Origin of the sequence: Micromonospora sp. CA-248212, from assembly GCF_050948405.1 — a bacterium.
Classification (GTDB): Bacteria; Actinomycetota; Actinomycetes; order Mycobacteriales; family Micromonosporaceae; genus Micromonospora.
The window spans coordinates 5,729,131-5,749,198 of sequence record NZ_CP192023.1 but is presented as its reverse complement, the minus strand read 5'-3'; the positions used below and the strand labels follow the sequence as shown (position 1 = coordinate 5,749,198).

Annotated in this window: 18 protein-coding genes; all 18 read left to right on the top strand. The window is 72.0% G+C overall.

What is annotated here, in order from left to right:
- Positions 1 to 227 precede the first annotated feature (227 nt).
- The 18 genes from ACQP03_RS26940 to ACQP03_RS26855 all read left to right on the top strand — a co-directional run bounded on the left by ACQP03_RS26940 (position 228) and on the right by ACQP03_RS26855 (position 19,886).
- Entirely contained in the window at positions 228 to 1,160 is a 933-nt protein-coding gene (locus tag ACQP03_RS26940; protein ID WP_357133326.1) for an ABC transporter ATP-binding protein, read from the top strand.
- A gap of 137 nt (positions 1,161 to 1,297) precedes the next feature.
- Positions 1,298 to 1,393, top strand: a complete 96-nt coding sequence (locus ACQP03_RS26935; RefSeq protein WP_433458932.1) for a DUF397 domain-containing protein — start codon at positions 1,298 to 1,300, stop codon at positions 1,391 to 1,393.
- Between the two features lie 199 nt (positions 1,394 to 1,592).
- Complete coding sequence (locus ACQP03_RS26930) at positions 1,593 to 2,393, top strand: ABC transporter permease (protein WP_357397174.1); 801 nt, start codon at positions 1,593 to 1,595, stop codon at positions 2,391 to 2,393.
- A 9-nt stretch (positions 2,394 to 2,402) separates the two neighbouring features.
- Positions 2,403 to 3,212, top strand: coding sequence for an ABC transporter permease (locus ACQP03_RS26925; RefSeq protein ID WP_357397176.1), 810 nt, complete (start codon positions 2,403 to 2,405; stop codon positions 3,210 to 3,212).
- A 65-nt stretch (positions 3,213 to 3,277) separates the two neighbouring features.
- Positions 3,278 to 4,444, top strand: coding sequence for a YhjD/YihY/BrkB family envelope integrity protein (locus tag ACQP03_RS26920; protein ID WP_357397179.1), 1,167 nt, complete (start codon positions 3,278 to 3,280; stop codon positions 4,442 to 4,444).
- Between the two features lie 339 nt (positions 4,445 to 4,783).
- Positions 4,784 to 5,962 (top strand): ROK family protein, encoded by a 1,179-nt coding sequence (locus tag ACQP03_RS26915; RefSeq protein WP_355051303.1) that lies wholly within the window; start codon positions 4,784 to 4,786, stop codon positions 5,960 to 5,962.
- On the top strand, positions 5,959 to 7,581 hold the full coding sequence (locus tag ACQP03_RS26910) for a sugar ABC transporter ATP-binding protein (RefSeq protein ID WP_357133335.1): 1,623 nt from the start codon (positions 5,959 to 5,961) through the stop codon (positions 7,579 to 7,581). The genes ACQP03_RS26915 and ACQP03_RS26910 overlap by 4 nt, the downstream gene beginning before the upstream one ends.
- A complete protein-coding gene (locus ACQP03_RS26905) occupies positions 7,578 to 8,705 on the top strand; it encodes an ABC transporter permease (protein ID WP_357397184.1) in 1,128 nt (375 codons plus the stop codon). The genes ACQP03_RS26910 and ACQP03_RS26905 overlap by 4 nt, the downstream gene beginning before the upstream one ends.
- A gap of 98 nt (positions 8,706 to 8,803) precedes the next feature.
- The gene (locus tag ACQP03_RS26900) at positions 8,804 to 9,856 is read left to right on the top strand and encodes a substrate-binding domain-containing protein (protein ID WP_357175797.1); all 1,053 of its coding nucleotides are present in this window, start codon (positions 8,804 to 8,806) and stop codon (positions 9,854 to 9,856) included.
- 54 nt (positions 9,857 to 9,910) lie between these two features.
- Positions 9,911 to 11,101: a Gfo/Idh/MocA family protein gene (locus ACQP03_RS26895; protein ID WP_357175794.1), complete on the top strand. Its 1,191-nt coding sequence runs from the start codon at positions 9,911 to 9,913 to the stop codon at positions 11,099 to 11,101.
- A gap of 646 nt (positions 11,102 to 11,747) precedes the next feature.
- Entirely contained in the window at positions 11,748 to 12,914 is a 1,167-nt protein-coding gene (locus ACQP03_RS26890) for an inositol-3-phosphate synthase (protein WP_357133343.1), read from the top strand.
- A complete protein-coding gene (locus tag ACQP03_RS26885; protein WP_357133345.1) occupies positions 12,898 to 13,761 on the top strand; it encodes an SCO3242 family prenyltransferase in 864 nt (287 codons plus the stop codon). Before ACQP03_RS26890 ends, ACQP03_RS26885 begins: the two co-directional genes overlap by 17 nt.
- Entirely contained in the window at positions 13,758 to 14,723 is a 966-nt protein-coding gene (locus tag ACQP03_RS26880; RefSeq protein ID WP_357398864.1) for a sugar phosphate isomerase/epimerase family protein, read from the top strand. Before ACQP03_RS26885 ends, ACQP03_RS26880 begins: the two co-directional genes overlap by 4 nt.
- A gap of 20 nt (positions 14,724 to 14,743) precedes the next feature.
- A complete protein-coding gene (locus ACQP03_RS26875; protein ID WP_433458926.1) occupies positions 14,744 to 15,352 on the top strand; it encodes an EboA domain-containing protein in 609 nt (202 codons plus the stop codon).
- A gap of 1 nt (position 15,353) precedes the next feature.
- Positions 15,354 to 16,211 (top strand): TatD family hydrolase, encoded by an 858-nt coding sequence (locus ACQP03_RS26870; RefSeq protein ID WP_357133351.1) that lies wholly within the window; start codon positions 15,354 to 15,356, stop codon positions 16,209 to 16,211.
- Complete coding sequence (gene eboE, locus ACQP03_RS26865; RefSeq protein ID WP_433458924.1) at positions 16,211 to 17,410, top strand: metabolite traffic protein EboE; 1,200 nt, start codon at positions 16,211 to 16,213, stop codon at positions 17,408 to 17,410. The genes ACQP03_RS26870 and eboE overlap by 1 nt, the downstream gene beginning before the upstream one ends.
- The gene (locus tag ACQP03_RS26860; RefSeq protein WP_357133355.1) at positions 17,407 to 18,822 is read left to right on the top strand and encodes an alkaline phosphatase family protein; all 1,416 of its coding nucleotides are present in this window, start codon (positions 17,407 to 17,409) and stop codon (positions 18,820 to 18,822) included. Before eboE ends, ACQP03_RS26860 begins: the two co-directional genes overlap by 4 nt.
- A complete protein-coding gene (locus ACQP03_RS26855; protein WP_357133357.1) occupies positions 18,819 to 19,886 on the top strand; it encodes a polyprenyl synthetase family protein in 1,068 nt (355 codons plus the stop codon). The genes ACQP03_RS26860 and ACQP03_RS26855 overlap by 4 nt, the downstream gene beginning before the upstream one ends.
- The last annotated feature ends 182 nt before the right edge of the window (positions 19,887 to 20,068 follow it).

Genomic DNA, 20,068 nt, shown 5'->3' with positions numbered 1-20,068 from the left:
GCGTGTCGGGCCGGTCGGCGGGGCGCGTGTCGGGCCGGTCGGCGGGCGAGTTGGCTGGTCGGGCGGGTGACGGCGGACCATCGGGCGAGCTGGCGGGCGACACAGGGGGACGATACCTGTCGATCGGCCGATGGCGTGGGGCATTGATCGGCGTTTCGCTTCCGGCGGGTCAGGGCGCGCGGGTATTTGCCTGCAGGGATGTCGGACCCGGCGGTTAGGGTCGGGCGGTGACTACCGGGCGACCACTGATTCAGGCTCGTGGGCTGGTGAAGCGGTTCGGTGACTTCACCGCCGTGGACGGCATCGACGTCGAGGTGCAGTCGGGTGAGGCGTTCGGCTTTCTGGGACCGAACGGCGCGGGCAAGTCCTCCACCATGCGCATGGTCGGTTGCACCTCGCCGCCGAGCGCCGGTGAGCTGCGCATCCTCGGCCTGGATCCGGTGGCCGACGGGCCGGCGATCCGCGCCCGCCTCGGGGTGTGCCCGCAGCTCGACAATCTCGATCCGGAGCTGACCGTCCGGGAGAACCTGACCGTCTACGCCCGCTACTTCGGCATCTCGCGCCGGGCGGCACGGGCGCGGGCCGCCGAGTTGCTCGACTTCGTCCAGCTCACCGAGCGGGCCGACAGCAAGGTCGATCCGCTCTCCGGCGGGATGAAACGACGCCTGACCATCGCCCGTGCTCTGGTCAACGACCCGGACATCGTGCTGCTCGACGAGCCGACCACCGGGCTCGACCCGCAGGCGCGGCACCTGGTGTGGGAGCGCCTGTTCCGGCTGAAGCAGCAGGGCGTCACGCTGGTGCTCACCACTCACTACATGGACGAGGCCGAGCAGCTCTGCGACCGGCTGGTGGTGATGGACGGCGGTCGGATCGTCGCCGAGGGTTCGCCCCGGGCGCTGATCGAGCGATACTCCACCCGCGAGGTGGTCGAGCTGCGCTTCGCGGCCGAGTCGCAGGCGCCGTTCGCCGACAAGCTGGCCGGGGTGGGGGAGCGGGTCGAGGTGCTGCCCGACCGCGTTCTGCTCTATGTGCCCGACGGCGACGCGGCGGTCGCCGAGGTGACCGCGTCGGGTTTGCAGCCGGCGAATGTGCTGGTGCGCCGCAGCAGCCTGGAGGACGTCTTCCTGCACCTGACCGGCCGCACCCTCGTCGACTGACCCTGGTGCCGGTTGCCGCCGCCGGCCGATCGGTGGCGGTGCGGGGTGGGCCCGGGGGCGATCGGTGGCTGCTCAGCAACAAACCTGCCGGCGTGTCGTGCTGCTGAGCAGCCAACGACCATCGGGCTCTGGCCCAGGTGCGTGACTCGAAGGACCCGGACGGCCCGGTGCTCGTCTTCGAGCCCGACAGGTGGCGCGCCTTCATCGCGTCCGCCGCTGCCCGTCGAGCATGATCCATCACGCGAGCGGCCCCCGCTGGGGGTGATCCCCTCGATTTCCCGGATGTCGGGGCTTTCCGTGGCCGCCGACACCGCGACTTCCAGGAAGTCGAGTCGATCACGCAATCGCGGCGACGGGCACGGCGTAACGGCTCGCGGTCTGTCGTACCCCTTGGGTAGACAGGTCGTGGTCGACGCGGGTGGAGGTGGCGCGGTGAGCGTGGCGGAACGGACGCGGGCGAGACCGGGACCGCCGTGGGCGCCGGCGTCCGCGGTGTTCGGCTACTACCTGGTCGGGCTGCGGCGCACCTGGCGGGCCGGGGTGTTCTCGTCGTTCCTGCTGCCGCTGCTGACCGTGCTCGGGTTCGGCGTGGGCGTCGGGGGCTACATCGACCAGGGTGTCGGCGGGGTGCCCTACCTGGAGTGGCTGGTTCCCGGGCTGATCGCCTCGACCGCGCTCCAGGTGACCGTGGGTGACTCGACGTGGCCGGTGTTCAGCAACTTCCAGTGGGTCAAGAGCTACCAGGCGCAGAGCGCGTCGCCGCTGCGCGTGGGCGACATCCTGGCCGGGCACCTGGCCTTCGTGCTGTTCCGGGTGGTCACCACGATCGCGGTGTTCCTGCTGGTCACCGGGTTGTTCGGGGCGCTGCGGTCGCCGTGGGCGGTGGTCACCCTGCCGGTGGTGGCGTTGCTCGGTCTGGCCGTGGCCGCGCCCACCTTCGCGTACGCCGCGGCGGTGTCCAGCGACAACTGGTTGGCCATGCTGTTCCGGTTCGCGGTCATCCCGATGAGCCTGTTCGCCGGGGTGTTCTTCCCGGTCGAGTCGCTGCCCGAGGCGCTGCGCTGGCTGGCGTACGCCACGCCACTGTGGCACGCCGTCGATCTGTGCCGGGCCGCCACGCTCGGTGTCGCTCCACAGTGGTCGATCGTCGGGCACCTGCTCTACCTGGCCGCCTGGGCGGTCGCCGGGTGGCTGCTCGCGCTGCGCACCTTCCGCCGCAAGCTCGTCGTCTAGGGGGAACCCGTGGTCACGCTGGTCCTGCCCCGGCTGGTCGACGTCTCCGGCGCGTCCCGCCGGTCGGCGTCGGTGATCGGGCGCAACGTCACGGCCCTGAAGGCGGTCTACTGGCTGCTGTTGCTCTCCGGCTTCGTGGAGCCGCTGCTCTACCTGCTCTCCATCGGCCTGGGTGTGGGGACGCTGGTCGGGGACCTGCCGTTGCCCGACGGACGGCTGGTGTCGTACCCCGAGTTCGTGGCCCCGGCGATGCTGGCCTCCTCCGCGATGACCGGGGCAATCTCGGAGACCACATTCAATCTCTTCGGCAAAATGAAGTACATGAAGCTGTACGACGGGATGATCGCCACCCCGATCCGCCCGTTCGAGATCGCCCTCGGTGAGCTGGGCTGGGCGATGCTGCGCGGCAGTGCGTACTCGGCGGCGTTCCTCGGGGTCATGGTCGCGCTCGACCTGACCACCGTGACCCGGGCCGTCACCGCGCTGCCGGCGGCGGTGCTGGTCGGATTCGCGTTCGGTGGGCTCGGCATGGCGGTCGCCACCGTCATGCGCAGTTGGCAGGATTTCGACCTGGTGGGGTCGGTCCAGTTCACCCTGTTCTTCTTCTCGGGCACGTTCGTGCCGGCGCAGGCCTACCCGACCCTGCTGCGCTGGCTGGTCGAGGTCACTCCGCTGTACCGGGCGGTGCACCTGCTCCGCGGGCTCACGGTGGGCACCGGTGGCTGGCTCTGGCTGCTCGACGTGCTCTACCTGCTGGCGATGATGGCGGTCGGTCTGCTGGTGGCCTCGCGCCGGATGGGCAGGATGCTCTACAAGTAGGGGGTTATCCGCGGCCGTCGACGGGGCATGTCCGCAGGTGACACCGCCGACGACGAGGAGGGGCGATGGCCTCGGACGAGTCTTCCGCCCAGCGCGAGCGCCAGCACAGCGCCCGTGACGACACCGCCCACGACAGCCCCGCCCACGACAGCCCCGCCCACGACAGCACCCCGGGCGACCGCACGGCGCGCGATCGCAAGCACGGCCGGAGCGAGCATGACCCCCGCACGCGCGCCCGCACCGAGCGGGACCGGGCCAGCGCGCCGGTCGGGGCGGTCGGGCCGGACGCGGGCCCGGACAGCCCCACCGACCTGCCCGGCAGCGGCTGGAAGGCGGCGCTGCGTCGTACGGTCCGCGAATTTCAGGACGACAGCCTGACCGACTGGGCGGCGGCGCTGACCTACTACGGCGTGCTGTCGATCTTCCCCGGGCTGCTGGTGCTGATCTCGATCCTCGGCCTGCTGGGCACCAGCGCCACCGAGGGTGTCAAGGACACGGTCAACCAGGCGGTGCCGAACGACAGCATCCAGAAGATCATCGAGGAGGCCATCAAGCAGGCGCAGGGCAACGGTGGGCTGGCCAGCGTCGCGGCGATCATCGGTCTGCTGGCGGCCTTCTGGTCGGCGTCGGGCTACATCGCCGCGTTCATGCGCGCCTCGAACACCATCTACGACGTGCCGGAGGGCCGGCCGATCTGGAAGACCCTGCCGATCCGGGTCGGCGTGACGGCGGTGATCGGCGTACTCCTGCTGGTCAGTGCGGTGATCGTGGTCTTCACGGGCCGCCTCGCGGAGGTGGTCGGCGACGCCATCGGCGTGGGCTCGGAGGCGGTCGCGGTGTGGAACGTGGCCAAGTGGCCGGTGCTGCTGCTCCTGGTCAGCCTGATGTTCGCCATCCTCTACTGGGCCTCGCCGAACGCCCGCCACGGCGGGTTCCGCTGGATCAGCCCGGGTGGCGTGCTGGCCGTGGTGATCTGGCTGGTGATCTCGGGTCTGTTCGCCTTCTACGTGGGCAACTTCGGCTCGTACAACAAGACGTACGGGGCGTTGGCCGGTGTGATCATCTTCCTGGTCTGGCTGTGGCTGAGCAACATCGCGATCCTGCTGGGCGCCGAGTTCGACGCGGAGTTGGAGCGCGGTCGGGCGATCTCGGCCGGGCATCCCGTCGACGAAGAGCCGTACGTCGAGCTGCGCGACGACCGCAAGCTCCGCAAGAAGGACCGCACCGCCTGATCGGCACCACATCGCCGACCTGGCGGCATCCCCCGCACCGGATGGCACCACATCGCCGACCTGGAGTGGATCGAGCGCGCACCGACACGAACCCGCCCCGCCAGCACAGACCCGCTGGCGGGGCGGGTTCGTGTCGGTCGATGAAACTGCACGCGAGCGCCTGCGGGCACGCCGTTATCCTTTTCTTGATCCACTTTTAGCTTTTGTTCCTTCGGACAAAAGTTGGGAACGGAACGGCTGAAGCTCTGGACACGCGGCGCGGAGCGCTCCTACTGTGTCGGACACAACACATCGACATTGCGTCGATGTGAACGAGTCCGATGAAGAGGTGAACCGCGCGTGCGGACCGTCGACCCCCTGCACGTCCGGCTGTTGCGGTTACTCCGCGACGAGGGGGCCGTGTCCCGGGCCGAGCTGGGCGACCGGCTCCAGATGCCGCGCCCGCGACTGCTGGCCGAGCTGGACCGGCTGGTCGCGCTCGGGTACGTCGCCGAGGCCGGTTTCGCCGCCTCCCGGGGCGGGCGTCGCTCGACGCTCGTCGAGCTGAACCCGAAGCTGCGCTTCGCCGCCGTCGACCTGGGCGCCAGCTCGATGGACGTCGAGGTGGTCAACGGTCGCCTCGAACCGGTGGCCCACTACGCCGAGCCGGCCGACATCCGCAGCGGCCCGAAGGTCACCCTGCAACGGGTCAACGAGCTGCTGCACAAGGCCCGGGTCGACGGGGCGTACGAGCGGCTGGACGCGGTGGGCATCGGCGTACCCGGGCCGGTCAGCTTCCGCGACGGCGTGCCGGTGTCGCCGCCGATCATGCCGGGCTGGGACCGGTTCCCCGTCCGCGAGCTGCTCAGCCGGGAGCACGCCTGCCCGGCGGTGGTCGACAACGACGTCAACATCATGGCCATCGGGGAACGTCACGGCGGAGTCGCCCACTCGGTGGACGACTTCCTCTTCGTGAAGATCGGCACCGGTGTCGGCTGCGGCATCTACCTCTCCGGCGAGGTCTACCGGGGCACCGACGGCTGCGCCGGGGACATCGGCCACATCCAGGTCGACGCGCACGGTCCGATGTGCTCCTGCGGCAACGCGGGCTGCCTGGAGGCCCTGTTCAGCGGCGCGGCGCTGGCCAAGGACGCGTTCGTCGCGGCCCGCAGCGGAGCGTCGCCGGCCCTGGCCGAGCGGTTGAGCACGCGGGGCACGGTGACCGCGCTGGACGTCGCCGAGGGCGCCGTCGAGGGCGACGTGACCTGCATCCAGTTGATCCGCGACGGCGGACGCCGGGTCGGCGGCGTGCTCGCCGGCCTGGTCAGCTTCACCAACCCGTCGATGATCGTGATCGGCGGCGGGTTGGCCCAGCTCGGGCACATCCTGCTCGCCGAGATCCGCAGTGTGGTCTACCGCCGGTCACTGCCCCTGGCTACCGGCAACCTGCCCGTCGTGCTGTCCGAGTTGGGTGGCCGGGCCGGTGTCGCCGGCGCGGCCGTGCTCGCCAGCGACGTCGCCTTCGGGGAAGCATCATGAGCGAGGAGGAGACCGTGGCCCTGTCCGACGAGACCGCCACCACCGGGTCGGCCGACGCCGACGCCGCCGCGCCGCTGGTCGAAGCTCCGCCCGACACCGTCGCGGGCGAGGTGGTCCTGCGCCTCACCGACGTGGTCAAGACCTTCCCCGGCGTACGCGCCCTGGACGGGGTCCAGCTCGAGGTACGCGCCGGAGAGGTGCACTGCCTGCTGGGGCAGAACGGCGCTGGCAAGTCCACGCTCATCAAGGTGCTGGCCGGCGTGCACCAGCCGGATTCCGGGCTGGTGGAGTGGCGCGGCGAACCGGTCACCTTCGCCAACCCGCAGGCCGCCATGAAGTCCGGCATCGCCACCATCTACCAGGAACTCGACCTCGTCGAAGACCTCTCGGTCGCGGAGAACGCGTTCCTCGGGCACGAGTACCGCAGTTTCGGCTTCGTCCGGCGCGGCCGGATGGCCCGGCACACCCGGCAGATCCTCAGCCGGCTCGGGCACGGCGAGATCCCGCCCGGTCGGATGGTCCGCTCCCTGCCGGCGGCCGGCAAGCAGATCGTCAGCATGGCGCGGGCGCTGTCGCACGAGGCGCGACTGATCATCATGGACGAGCCGAGCGCGGTGCTGGCCCACGACGAGGTCGGCAACCTGTTCCGGATCATCCGCGAGCTGACCGCGCAGGGCATCGCCGTCATCTATATCTCCCACCGCATGGAGGAGATCCGCGAGATCGGCGACCGGGTCACCGTACTCAAGGACGGCCGGACCACGGCGGCGAACCTGCCGGCGCGCGACACCCCGACCCGCGACCTGGTCAGCCGGATGACCGGCCGGACCATCGAGTACGTCTTCCCGGACCGGCCGACCGACGACACCGCCGGCAACGAGCTGCTCCAGGTCGAGGGGTTGACCCGCACCGGCGAGTTCGCCGACGTGTCGCTGAACGTGCGGGCCGGAGAGATCGTCGGCATCGCCGGTCTGGTTGGCTCCGGCCGCTCCGAGCTGCTGGAGACGATCTACGGCGCCCGGCTGGCGGAGGCCGGCACGGTGCGGATGGACGGCAAGGCGCTGCGCCCCGGCGTCGGGGCGGCGGTACGGGCCGGCATGGGCATGGCCCCGGAGGAGCGCAAGAGTCAGGCGCTGCTGTTGGGCGAGCCGATCTACCGCAACGTCACGCTGGCCACCTTCGGCCGGTACGCGCGGCTCGGCTTCACCAACGCGGCGGCGGAACGCGCCGAGGCGGACCGGATCGCCGAGACCCTGGAGCTGCGTCCCCGGGACGTCGACCGGCCGGTACGCACCCTGTCCGGCGGCAACCAGCAGAAGGTCGTGGTCGGCCGGTGGTTGCTCGGCGGCACCAAGCTGCTGCTGCTCGACGAGCCCACCCGGGGTGTGGACGTGGGCGCTCGGGCCGAGCTGTACCAGGTCATCCGCTCACTGGCCGCGCAGGGCGTCGGCGTGCTGCTGGTCTCCAGCGAGGTACCCGAGGTGCTGGGCCTGGCCGACCGGGTGCTGGTGATGCGCGAAGGCCGGGTCGTCCGCGAGGCCGCGGCCGGCGAACTTGACGAGAACACTGTGCTTGACCTCGTGATGGCGGGGTCCTTGATGGAAGGCGCACCGGCATGAGCGACGCGACTCCCACACCCACCGCGACACCGGAGCGCCCGCAGCTTCCGGCCCAGTCGCCGCCGGTGGACCCGGCGGAGACGGCGGTGGCCAGCGAAAAGACGGCCTCCACCGGCAAGCTCTCCTGGTGGCGGGGCGACGGCGGCGACGGTGCGAAGCGCAACCTCGGCCTGATCGGCGTGCTGGCCGCGCTCGTCGTGGTCGGCGCGATCACCAAGCCGGACCTGTACGGCGACCCGACCTGGGTCTGGAACAACGTCCTGGCGATCCTCCAACTCGCCTCGGTCGTCGGCGTGGTCACGGTCGGCATGACCTTCGTGATCATCGGCGGTGGCATCGACCTGTCGGTGGGAGCGATCGTCGCGCTGGCCGGGGTCTGGTGCACCACGGTGGCCACCCAGAGCTATGGCGCCGGCGGCATGATCTTCACCGCCCTCGTGGTGGGCATCTGCGTCGGCCTGGTCAACGGCGTTCTCATCTCGTACGGCAAATTGGTGCCCTTCATCGCGACCCTGGCGATGCTGGTGGCCGCGCGCGGCCTGGCGGCCTCGATCTCCAACAAGCAGACGCAGGTGTCGAGCAGCACGTTCATCAACGACATCGCCGCCCGCAAGATCATCGGTGTCCCGATCCTGGTCTACATCCTCGGCGCGGTCGTGCTGGCCGGATGGGTCCTGCTCAACCGGACGACCTTCGGCCGGCGGACCATCGCCGTCGGCGGTAACCCGGAGGCGGCCCGACTGGCCGGCATCAACGTCCGCCGGCACACGATGCTGCTCTACGCGCTCTCCGGTCTGTGCTGCGGCATCGCGGCCATCATGCTCACCTCGCAGGCCACCTCGGCGCAGGCGGCGATGGCCAACCTGTACGAGTTGGACGCGATCGCCGCCGCGATCATCGGCGGGACGCTGCTCAGCGGTGGTCGGGGCACGATCGTCGGCTCGCTGCTCGGCGTCATCATCTTCGCCACGATCACGAACCTCTTCGCCATCAACGGCCTCTCCATCGAGGCGCAGAACATGGTCAAGGGCGGCATTATCGTCGCCGCCGTCCTGATCCAGCAGTTCAAGTTCAAGTCAGTCACCCGGCTCCTCGCGCGGAACAGGGTCACCACCACAACCTGACGCACCGCACCGTTGTCCTGGCGACGTCGAGATCTTCGACGGTGGCCGGACCTCGCACACCCTCACCCAGATGAAAACCCGCTCCCAGGAGGTCGTTCATGACCCAGAACAGTCGCGACCTGTCGCGCCGCCGGTTGCTCTTCGGTGGTGCCGCGGTTGGCGCCGCCACCCTGCTGACCGCCTGCACCAGTAACGAGACCCCGGCCGCCAGCACGCAGACCAAGGCCGCCGGCAACGCCGAGGGCAACAACGCTCCGGGCAAGAAGGTCGTCATCGGCTTCTCGGCCCCGGCCGCCGACCACGGCTGGATGGGCGCGATCCACGCCAACGCCAAGGCGCAGGCCGCGGCGTACTCGGACGTGGAGTTCAAGGAGGTCGACGGCGGGTCGAACTCGGAGGCCCAGCGCTCCACGCTCGGCACCCTGATCGCCCAGAAGCCGGACATCATCGTCGTGCTGCCGCACGACGGCAAGGAGGTCAACGCCGTTGCCCTCCAGGCCATGCAGGCCGGCATCCCGATCGTCAACCTCGACCGGGCGTTCCCCGACGCGCTGGCCTCGCGGCTGGTGATCAAGGGTGACAACTACGGCATGGGCGTCTCCGCCGGCCACTTCATCGGCAAGATGCTCAAGGACAAGGGCGTCGCCAACCCGGTCATCGGTGAGATCGCCGGCCTGGAGATCCCGCTGACGGTCGAGCGCAGCGAGGGCTTCAAGGCCGCCCTGGCGACCTACGGGTTCAAGGTGAGCAACCGGCGTTCGGCCGAGTTCACCTCGGACAGCGGCCAGCGCGAGGCGGCCCAGCTCCTCCAGGCGCTGCCGAAGATCGACGCGATCTGGAACCACGACGACGACCAGGGCATCGGTGTGCTCGCGGCCGTCAAGCAGGCCAACCGGTCGGAGTTCTTCATGGTCGGCGGCGCGGGCTCCAAGCTCGCGATCGACGCGATCAAGGCCGACAACTCGGTGCTCAAGGCGACGGTCACCTACAACCCGTCGATGGCGTCCTCGGCGATCTCGCTCGCGCGGCTCATCGCGCAGGGCCGGGGCCTGGGCGACCTGACGGAGCTGCAGGTGCCCAAGGAAGTGACCCTCGCCTCCGAGACGATCACCAAGGAGAACGCGAGCAGCTACGACAAGCTCGGGTTCTGACATACCGGGGGGAGACCCACCTTGTCCACGACAGACAGAGAACTGCGGATCGGCATGGTCGGTTACGCGTTCATGGGCGCCGCGCACTCACAGGCGTGGCGCACCGTGAACCGCGTGTACGACCTGCCGGCGCGGGCCCGGATGGCGCTGGTCTGCGGCCGGGACACCACAGCGGTGTCCGAGGCCGCCGACCGGCTCGGCTGGGACGCGTACACGACCGACTGGCGTGACCTCGTCAACCGGGACGACATCGACGTTGTCGATGTCTGCACCCCGGGCGACAGTCACGCCGAGATCGCCCTCGCCGCGTTGGCCGCCGGCAAGCACGTGCTGTGCGAGAAGCCGCTGGCCAACACGGTGGCCGAGGCACGGGCGATGACCGCCGCGGCGGACACCGCACGCGCCGCCGGGGTGCGGTCGATGTGCGGGTTCAACTACCGCCGGGTCCCCGCGGTCACGATGATGCGCCAGATGGTCGCCGAGGGACGACTCGGGGTGATCCGTCACGTCCGAGCGTCGTACCTGCAGGACTGGATCGTGGATCCGCAGTTCCCGCTGGTCTGGCGGTTGCAGAAGGACAGGGCGGGCTCCGGCGCGCTCGGTGACATCGGTGCGCACATCATCGACCTGACGCAGTTCGTCGTCGGCCAGCAGATCACCGGCGTCAGCGCGATCACCGAGACGTTCGTCAAGGAGCGGCCGTTGCCGGCCGAGTCGAGCGGGCTGGCGGCCACCGTCGACGGCGAGTCGGTCGACGGCAGCGGTCCGGCCACCGGTCCGGTCACCGTCGACGACGCCGCGGTCTTCGTGGCCCGGCTCGACGGCGGCGCCCTGGCCACGTACGAGGCGAGCCGGTTCGCCACGGGCCGCAAGAACGCCCTGCGTGTCGAGATCAACGGCTCGCTGGGCAGCGTGGTCTTCGACCTGGAGCGGCTCAACGAGTTGGAGTTCTACGACGCCACCCGGCCGACGCTGGAGCAGGGCTTCAGCCGGATCCTGGTGACCGAGGGCGACCACCCGTACATGTCGGCGTGGTGGCCTCCGGGTCACATCATCGGCTACGAGCACTCCTTCACCCACCAGATGCGCGATCTCATCGAGGCGATCGCCACCGGCACCGACCCGGCGCCCTCGTTCGCCGACGCGTTGCAGGTCCAGCTCGTGCTGGACGCGGTGACCCGTTCGGCGGAGACCGGTTCCTCGTGGACCGACGTGGAACCGGCGCTGACCGTGGTCGCCGTCTGACCCCTGACCATCCGCGACGGCGGTGCTCGCGCCGCCGTCGCCCGACCGGCTTTCCGGAGCCGACCGGCGAGGGACCGGCCGCGGTTTGCGCCCCGCGGCCGGGACGAGGTCGGCTCCGGAGAGTGTGCAGCCGGGCCCTAACGGCCCGGTGGCGCACGGATAGGACGGTCGTCCGGTGCGACCGGACCGGGATTCCCCGGCCGCACCGGAGGACCGCCACCACCACCCCCGGCGATCCGGAGGACCCGATGACATCGCCCGCCGCTGCCCCCACCCGTACCACTTCCGCCTGCCACCGCACGGCGGACCGCACCCCGGTCGAGGATCCGGTGGGCGCGGCAACCTGAGACGTCCGGTCGGGGCATGCCAACGCCCCGGCCGGCGGATGCGGGGGAGGCAGGGTCGAGACGCCGACCGACCCTGCCTGCCAGCCCCGTCTGCCCGTACCCGTGCCGAGATCCGGTCCGTCGTCGTCGCCGCCGACGCCGACGCCGGGCCGGCGTCGTACCGGTACGGGTCGGGCGGGCGGGGCCCATCCATCCGGCCCGAAACTTTTCCGAAACCGGGCCGTATCTTTCCGAAACATATTCTGATATTCCTATATTTAGCGGTACCGACGGTTCCTCGGAAATGGGGAAGGAGCACCATGCGAACAGGTGTCTGGCTGGTAGGGGCGCGCGGTTCCGTCGCGACCACCAGCATCGTCGGGGGGCTCGCGCTGCGAGCCGGCCTGGCCGGGCCCACCGGCTGTGTGACCGAGCTGCCCGACCTGCGCGGTCCCGCCCTGCCGTCCTTCGCGGACCTGGTCTTCGGCGGGCACGACGTGGCCACCACCCCGCTGTGCAAGCGCGCCGAAGCGCTCGCCGACGCCGGTGTCATTCCCGGGCGGCTGGTCGCCGCGCTCCGCGACGAGTTGGGCGTGGTCGAGCAGGAGTTGCGCCCCGCGCCGGTCGGCGACACCCAGGCCGACCGGGCCGCGGCCGTGGTCCGCGACCTGACCAGCTTCCGGGAGCGCCACGAGCTGGACCGGGTGGTCGTGGTCAACGTCTCCGCCACCGAGGCCGTGCCCCGACCGCACCCCGGGCACGCCGACCCGGCCGCGTTGCGCGCCGCCCTCGACGGTCCCGACGAGGTGCTCCCGCCCAGCTCGCTGTACGCGTACGCGGCGCTGCTGGCCGGCTGCCCCTACGTCGACTTCACGCCGTCCACCGGCCTGCGGCTGCCGGCGCTGGCCGCGCTGGCGCAGGAGCGCCGGCTGCCGTACGCCGGGCACGACGGCAAGACCGGCGAGACCCTGGTCAAGTCGGTACTCGCGCCGATGTTCGCGATGCGCAACCTCGCCGTCCGCTCCTGGTCGGGGATGAACCTGCTCGGCGGCGGCGACGGCGCCACCCTCGCCGACCCGGCCGCCAACGCGGCCAAGGTGCAGAGCAAGCAACGCGTGCTCGGCGAGACGCTCGGCTACGTGCCGCAGGGCAACACCCGCATCGAGTACGTCGAGGAGCTGGGCGACTTCAAGACCGCCTGGGATCTGATCACGTTCGCCGGCTTCCTCGGCACCGGCATGCGGATGGAGTTCACCTGGCACGGCTGCGACTCGGCGCTGGCCGCGCCGCTGGTGCTCGACCTGGCCCGCCTCACCGCCGCCGCGCACGCCGCCGGGCACGTCGGGCCGCTGGCCGACCTCGGCTTCTTCTTCAAGGACCCGCTCGGCACGCCGACCCACTCGCTGGCCGAGCAGTGGGCCCGGCTGACCGGCTTCGCCCAGCGACTGCACGCCGGCCCGGACGGTGGCCATGACCACGCTGGCTGACCTGGCCGAGCTGGTCCGCGCGCCGGCCGCGCTCTCGGTCCCCGGGGACGTCGTGGCCGGCGCGGCGGCGGCCGGTGCGCTGAGCCCACGTACTCCTGCCCTGGCGGGCGCGTCGGTGCTGCTCTACTGGGCCGGCATGGCCGCCAACGACTGGTCCGACCGGCGGCTCGACGCCGTCGAACGCCCCGAGCGGCCGATCCCCAGCGGCCGGGTCACCCCGAACGCCGCGCTGGGTCTCGCCGCCGGCCTCACCGCCGCCGGCGTGGGCCTGGCCGCCGCCGTGGGCGGTCGCCGCGCCGCCGCGCTCGCGGTGCCGCTGGCCGCCAGCATCTGGGGGTACGACCTGCTGGCCAAGAACACCGCCGCCGGCCCCGCCGTGATGGCCGCCTGCCGAGGGCTGGACGTGCTGCTGGGCGCATCCGGCGGCCGGCTGGCGCGGGCGCTGCCCTCGGCGGCCACCGTGGCGGCGCACACCTGGACGGTCACCGCGCTGTCCCGTCGCGAGGTCAGCGGCGCGGACACCGCCCTGCCGATGCGTACCCTGGCCGGCACCGCCGTGGTCGCCGCGAGCGCCGCCGTCGCCGTACCCCGGCGCGCTGGGATCGCCGCCGCGCTGCCCGCCGTGCTGGCCGGGTGGTACGCCGCCCGCTACGGCGCGGCCCAGGTGCAGGTGGTCCGGGATCCGTCGGCCGGGAAGGTCCGCGCGGCGGTGGGCGCCGGGATCACCGGCCTGCCCGCCCTCCAGGGAGCGCTCACCGCCCGTGGCGGCGCGGGCCTGCTCGGGCTGGCCGTCGCGGCGGCCGCGCCACTGGGCCGCCGGCTGGCCCGGAAGGTCTCCCCGACATGACCGTGCCCCAGTCGCGCCGGGCCCGGCGCGACACCGCCCAGCCGGACATCGCGCAGGCCGATGCGGTCCGGGCCGACGCGACGACGGTGCGTCTCGGGTACGGCACGAACGGCTTCGCCAACCACCGGCTCGACGACGCGCTCGCCGTCATCGCCGATCTCGGCTACGAGGGGGTGGCGCTCACCCTGGACCACGATCATCTGGACCCGTTCGCGCCCGGCCTCACCCGCCGGATCGCCGCGGTGGGCCGCCGGCTGTCCGAGCTGGGTCTCGCAGTGGTGATCGAGACCGGGGCCCGCTACCTGTTGGACCCGTGGCACAAGCACGCCCCGACGCTGCTGCACGACGACCCCACCCGGCGGATCGAGTTTCTGCGCCGGGCGGTACGGATCGGCGCCGACCTGGGCGCGGAGGCCGTCTCGTTCTGGGCCGGCGTACGGCCGGAGGCGGTGTCGCCGCAGTGCGCCTGGGACCGGCTCGTGTCCCGCTGCGCCACCGTGGTCGACGCCGCCGACAGCGCGGGCGTGACCCTCGGCTTCGAACCGGAACCGGGGATGCTGGTGCAGGACATCGCCGACTGGCGTCGTCTGCACGCGGCGCTCGGCGCCCCGGCCCGCCTCGGCATCACCCTCGACATCGGCCACTGCCGCTGCCTGGAGCCTCAGCCGGTGCCGCAGTGCGTCGCCGAGGTCGCCGAGCACCTGGTCAACGTGCAGATCGACGACATGCGCCGGGGCGTGCACGAGCACCTGGAGTTCGGCGCCGGCGAGATCGACTTCCCGCCGGTGCTGGCCGCCCTGGCCGCTGCCGGCTACCGCGGCCTGGTCGCGGTGGAGCTACCCCGCGACTCGCACGCCGCACCCGCCGTGGCCGCCCGGTCGATCGAGTTCCTACGCGCCGCCGCACCGGCCGGCCGTACGGGAGACGAGGTGCCCACCGGCACACCTGGGGTGCCGGCGTAGCAGCAAGGGGAGGAGACGGAATGACACCGGATTCACTGCGGGCCGCGCTGCGGGGCGTACCCGATCCCGACTGGCTGGACACGGCGCTGCGCCGGGTCGCGGCCGAGCCCACCGCGATCGCCCGGCTGTTTCCGGCCGCCGGCCGGCGCTGCGGTCGGGCCGCGCTGCCGGACGCACCCGGCTGGACCGCCGACGACGCGGCCCGGGTGCTGCTGCTCACCAGCCTGCCCGGCGAGCACGCCGCGTACGCCGAGAGCCTCTACCGGCACGGCGACGCCGCCGAACGGCGGGCCGTGCTGCGGGCTCTGCCGCTGCTGCCGATCGGCGCCGAGGCGGTGCCGCTGCTGCACGACGCGATCCGGACCAACGACACCCGGCTGGTCGCCGCCGCGCTCGGCCCGTACGCCCGGCACTTCGACGCGGCCGCCTGGCGGCAGGCGGTGCTCAAGTGCGTGTTCAGCGGAGTGCCCCTCGTCGCGGTGGCCGACCTGGACGGCCGGGCCGACGGCGAGCTGGCCGCGATGCTCGCCGCGCTCGCCGCCGAACGGCATGCCGCCGGCCGGGACCTGCCCGCCGACGCCACCGACCTGCTCCACCGGCTCACCGCCGCACTGCCCCGGGAGGCGTGACATGCGCATCTTCGACCCGCACATCCACATGACCTCGCGCACCACCGACGACTACGAACGGATGGCCGGCGCCGGCGTCCTCGCGGTGGTCGAGCCGGCGTTCTGGCTGGGCCAGCCGCGCACCAGCGCCGCGTCGTTCGTCGACTACTTCGACTCGCTGATCGGCTGGGAGCCGTTCCGGGCCGGGCAGTTCGGGGTGCGCCACTTCGCCACCATCGCGCTCAACCCGAAGGAGGCCAACGACCCGCGCTGCCGCCCGGTGCTCGACCTGTTGCCCCGCTACCTGGACAAGGACGCGGTCGTGGCGGTCGGCGAGATCGGGTACGACTCGATGACCCCCGAGGAGGACGAGGCGTTCGCCGCGCAACTCGCCCTCGCCGTGGCGTACGACCTGCCGGCGCTGGTGCACACCCCGCACCGGGACAAGGCCCGGGGCTGCGAACGCACCCTCGCCGTGGTCGCCGAGTCCGGCATCGACGCGGGTCGCGTGGTGGTCGACCACCTCAACGAGGTGACCGTCAAGCTCGTCAAGGACAGCGGCTGCTGGCTGGGCTTCTCCATCTACCCGGACACCAAGATGACCCCGTCGCGGATGGTCGAGCTGCTGCGCGAGTACGGCACCGAACGGATGCTGGTCAACTCGGCCGCCGACTGGGGACGCTCCGATCCGCTGCTGACCCGGGCCACCGGCGAGGCGATGCGTGCGGCCGGCTTCAGCGACGACGACGTCGACAAGGTGCTGTGGCGCAACCCGGTGGAGTTCTATGGGCAGTCGGGTCGGCTCGACCTTGGCGACGTGGAGGCGCCCGCCGCCGTGGACCCGCAGACCGGCAACTCGATCCTGCGCGGTGGTAGCTGATGCGGCTGCGACATTCCGGCGGCGAGACGGTCCACCTCGGCTACTGCACCAACGTGCACCCCGCCGAGGACCTGGCCGGCATCCTCGCCCAACTGGACACCTACGCCGTGCCGGTGCGTCAGGCGCTCGGCAGCGACCTGCTCGGGCTCGGCCTGTGGCTGGCCGCCCCGGTCGCCGCCGAACTGGCCGCCGACCCGGCGCTGCGCCGCCGGCTCCGCGCCGAACTGGACGCGCGCGGTCTGGAGGTGGTCACCCTCAACGGCTTCCCGTACGCGGCCTTCCAGGCCCCCGTCGTGAAGCAGGACGTGTACCACCCGGACTGGACCACCGAGCAACGACTGACGTACACCCTGGATCTGGCCCGGGTGCTCGCCGACCTGCTGCCCGACGACGCGGCCCGGGGCTCGATCTCCACCCTGCCGTTGGCCTGGCGGCGGCCGTGGAGCACCGACCTGGCCGACGCCGCCCGGCGGCGGCTCGATGCGCTCGCGGCCGGCCTGGCCGACGTGCAGCGGGACACCGGCCGTGAGGTGCGGGTGGCGTTCGAGCCGGAGCCCGGTTGCGTGGTGGAGAGCACCGGGCAGGCCGCCGCGCTGCTGTCCGGCATGGACACCGACCGGATGGGGGTCTGCCTCGACCTCGCGCACCTGGCCTGCGCGTGGGAGGAGCCGGCGGCGGCGCTGGACCGGCTGCGGGCGGCCGGACTGCCCGTGGTGAAGGTGCAGGTCTCCGCCGCCGTCGAGGCGGCTGACCCGGCCGGTGGGGCCGACGCGCTGCGCCGCTGGGTGGAGCCGCGCTTCCTGCACCAGACCCGCAGCGCCGGCTGCGCGGGCGTGGCCGACCCGGCCGACGAGGCGTACGCCGCCGACGATCTCGACGAGGCCCTGGACCGGGAGCTTCCCGGCCCGTGGCGGGTGCACTACCACGTGCCCCTGCACGCCCCGCCCGAGGAACCGCTCGGCTCGACCCTGCCGGTTCTCCGCGCGGCCCTGAGAGCGCTCTTCGAGGGGCCGGTCGCCGGCTGCGACCACCTCGACGTCGAGACGTACACCTGGGGTGTCCTGCCGGCCGCACGGCGGCCCGGCACCGACGCGGAGCTGGCCGCCGGCATCGCCGCCGAGTTGGCCTTCGCCCGCGACGAACTGGTCGGCCTCGGGCTGACCGCAGACCGAACCGTGAGCATGGAGGTGACGCGATGAGCCGGCGACTGGTGGTCCTCGACGTGGTGGGGTTGACCCCGCGACTGCTGAAGCACATGCCCCGACTGCGCGGCGTCGCCGACGGTGGCTTCCGGGCCGAGCTGGGCACGGTGCTGCCGGCGGTGACCTGCTCGGTGCAGTCCACGTTCCTCACCGGCGAGCAGCCCAGCGGGCACGGCATCGTCGGCAACGGGTGGTACTTCCGGGAGCTGGGCGAGGTGCTGCTGTGGCGGCAGCACAACGCGCTGGTCGGTGGGGACAAGCTCTGGCACGCGGCCCGCCGGGCCGAGCCGGGCTACACCGTCGCCAACGTCTGCTGGTGGTACGCCATGGGCGCCGACGTCAACTGGACCGTCACGCCCCGCCCGGTCTACTACGCCGACGGCCGCAAGGAGCCGGACTGCTACACCGACCCGCCGGAGCTGCACGACGCGCTGACCGGGCGGCTCGGCACCTTCCCGCTGTTCACCTACTGGGGGCCGACGGCCGCGCTGCCGTCGTCGAAGTGGATCTGCCAGGCGGCCGAGCAGATCCTGGCCGACGTGTCACCCGATCTGACCCTGGTCTACGTGCCCCACCTCGACTACGACCTGCAACGGTACGGCCCCTCGTCGCCGCAGGCCGCCACGGCGGCGGCCGAGCTGGACGCCGTTCTCGGGCCGCTGCTGGACGCCGCCCGCGCCCGGGACGCCACCGTGGTGGTGCTGTCGGAGTACGGCATCACCGACGTGTCCCGGCCGGTCGACGTCAACCGGCTGCTGCGCAGTGAGGGTTTGCTGCGGGTGCACACCCAGGCCGGCATGGAGTACCTCGACCCCTGGACGTCGAAGGCGTTCGCCGTCGCCGACCACCAGATCGCGCACGTCTACGTCAAGGACCCGGCCGACGTGCCGGCGGTGGCGAAGCTCTGCGCCGGCCTGCCCGGGGTGGCCGAGGTGCTCGACGCCGACGGCAAGGCCGCGCACGGGCTGGACCACCCGCGCGCCGGGGAACTGGTGCTGGTGGCCGAGCCGGACTCCTGGTTCACCTACTACTACTGGCTCGACGACGCCAACGCGCCCGATTTCGCCCGGCTGGTCGAGATCCACCGCAAGCCCGGGTACGACCCCGCCGAGCTGTTCTTCGACCCGGCCAATCCCGGTGCCGCCAAGGCCCGCGCCGGCGTGGCGCTGGCCCGCAAGAAGCTCGGCATGCGCTACCTGATGAGCGCCGTCGGCCTGGACGCCGGCGCGCGGGCGATCCGCGGCTCGCACGGGCGGCTTCCCACCGACCCGGCGGACGCCCCGGTGCTGCTCTGCTCCGACGCGTCCGCGGCCCGGGACCGGATCGCCGCCACCGAGGTCAAGGGCTTGTTACTGGAGCTGGCCGGGTTAAGCGCCGCTGGTGCGCAGGGTCCGGGAGATCGGACGTGACCGTCACCGTCGCGCCCACCGACACCAGCGGTCTGCGGGCGCGCTTCGACGCGGAGCTGGCCGCCTTCCTCGACCGGCAGGGGCCGGACTGGCCCGACGGCGCGCCCCGGGGGGTGTTCACCGCGCTGCAACGGTTCGTGCTGGCCGGGGGGAAGCGGCTGCGGCCACTGTTCTGCTACTGGGGCTGGCGCGGCGCCGGGGCGGCCGACGCCACCCCGATCGTGGTGGCCGCGGCGGCGTTGGAGCTGTTCCACGCGTTCGCGCTGATCCACGACGACATCCTGGACGGCAGCGACCGCCGCCGGGGTGAGCCGTCGGTGCACCGGCTCTTCGCCGACCTGCACGCCCGGTCGTCGTGGCGCGGCGACCCGGAGGCGTACGGGCGCAACACCGCCCTGCTCTGCGGCGACCTCTGCGCGGCCTGGTCGGATCAGATGTTCCACGAGTGTGGGCTCGGGACCGAGCAGGTGCACCGGGGGTACGCGGTGTTCGCGCTGATGCGTACCGAGGTGATCGCGGGGGAGTACCTGGACCTGGTGTCCGGCGTGGGCGACGGCTCGGTCGCCAGCGCGCTCACCGTGATACGGATGAAGGCGGCCCGGTACACGGTCACCCGGCCGTTGCAGATCGGCGCGGCGCTCGCCGGTGGGGGACCGGAGCTGATCGCCGCTCTCGGCGAGTTCGGCGACCCGTTGGGGGACGCGTTCCAGCTCCGCGACGACGTGTTGGGCGTCTTCGGTGATCCGGCGGTCACCGGCAAGTCGATCCTGGACGACCTGCGCGAGGGCAAGCCGACGGTGATGATGGCGCTGGCCCGCAGCTCTGCGGACCGGTCGCAGACCGCGCGGCTGAAGGAGCTGTTCGGCAACCCCACGCTGGACGCCGACGGCGCGGCGGAGCTGCGCGAGATCATCCAGGCCACCGGCGCGCGGGACCGGATCGAGCAGATGATCCGCGTCCGCACCGAGGCCGCGCTGACCGCGTTGCGGAGCGCGGCGGTGAACGAGGAGGCCCGGGCCGCGCTTGTCGCGTTGGCCGCGCAGGCCATCGACCGCCGCGCCTGACCTCCGACTTTCGATCAAATCGACGAAAGTTCATGCCGGTTCACCGGAAGGTATGGACACATCGACACCTGCGACTTAGTGTCGGGGCCAACACGACAATGTTTCGTCGAGGTGAACCGGCGGCGCGGTAACCCATCGACCCCACCACCCGCTACGGCATCCGGCGCGACGGCGCGCGCCCC

Excerpts from the sequence above, each read along its gene's own strand:
- ACQP03_RS26885 (WP_357133345.1), top strand. The coding sequence starts at position 12,898 with ATGACCACGCTGGCTGACCTGGCCGAGCTGGTCCGCGCGCCGGCCGCG.
- ACQP03_RS26860 (WP_357133355.1), top strand. The coding sequence starts at position 17,407 with ATGAGCCGGCGACTGGTGGTCCTCGACGTGGTGGGGTTGACCCCGCGA.
- ACQP03_RS26880 (WP_357398864.1), top strand. The coding sequence starts at position 13,758 with ATGACCGTGCCCCAGTCGCGCCGGGCCCGGCGCGACACCGCCCAGCCG.
- ACQP03_RS26920 (WP_357397179.1), top strand. The coding sequence starts at position 3,278 with ATGGCCTCGGACGAGTCTTCCGCCCAGCGCGAGCGCCAGCACAGCGCC.
- ACQP03_RS26900 (WP_357175797.1), top strand. The coding sequence starts at position 8,804 with ATGACCCAGAACAGTCGCGACCTGTCGCGCCGCCGGTTGCTCTTCGGT.
- ACQP03_RS26905 (WP_357397184.1), top strand. The coding sequence starts at position 7,578 with ATGAGCGACGCGACTCCCACACCCACCGCGACACCGGAGCGCCCGCAG.
- ACQP03_RS26895 (WP_357175794.1), top strand. The coding sequence starts at position 9,911 with ATGGTCGGTTACGCGTTCATGGGCGCCGCGCACTCACAGGCGTGGCGC.
- eboE (WP_433458924.1), top strand. The coding sequence starts at position 16,211 with ATGCGGCTGCGACATTCCGGCGGCGAGACGGTCCACCTCGGCTACTGC.
- ACQP03_RS26870 (WP_357133351.1), top strand. The coding sequence starts at position 15,354 with ATGCGCATCTTCGACCCGCACATCCACATGACCTCGCGCACCACCGAC.
- ACQP03_RS26890 (WP_357133343.1), top strand. The coding sequence starts at position 11,748 with ATGCGAACAGGTGTCTGGCTGGTAGGGGCGCGCGGTTCCGTCGCGACC.
- ACQP03_RS26875 (WP_433458926.1), top strand. The coding sequence starts at position 14,744 with ATGACACCGGATTCACTGCGGGCCGCGCTGCGGGGCGTACCCGATCCC.
- ACQP03_RS26910 (WP_357133335.1), top strand. The coding sequence starts at position 5,959 with ATGAGCGAGGAGGAGACCGTGGCCCTGTCCGACGAGACCGCCACCACC.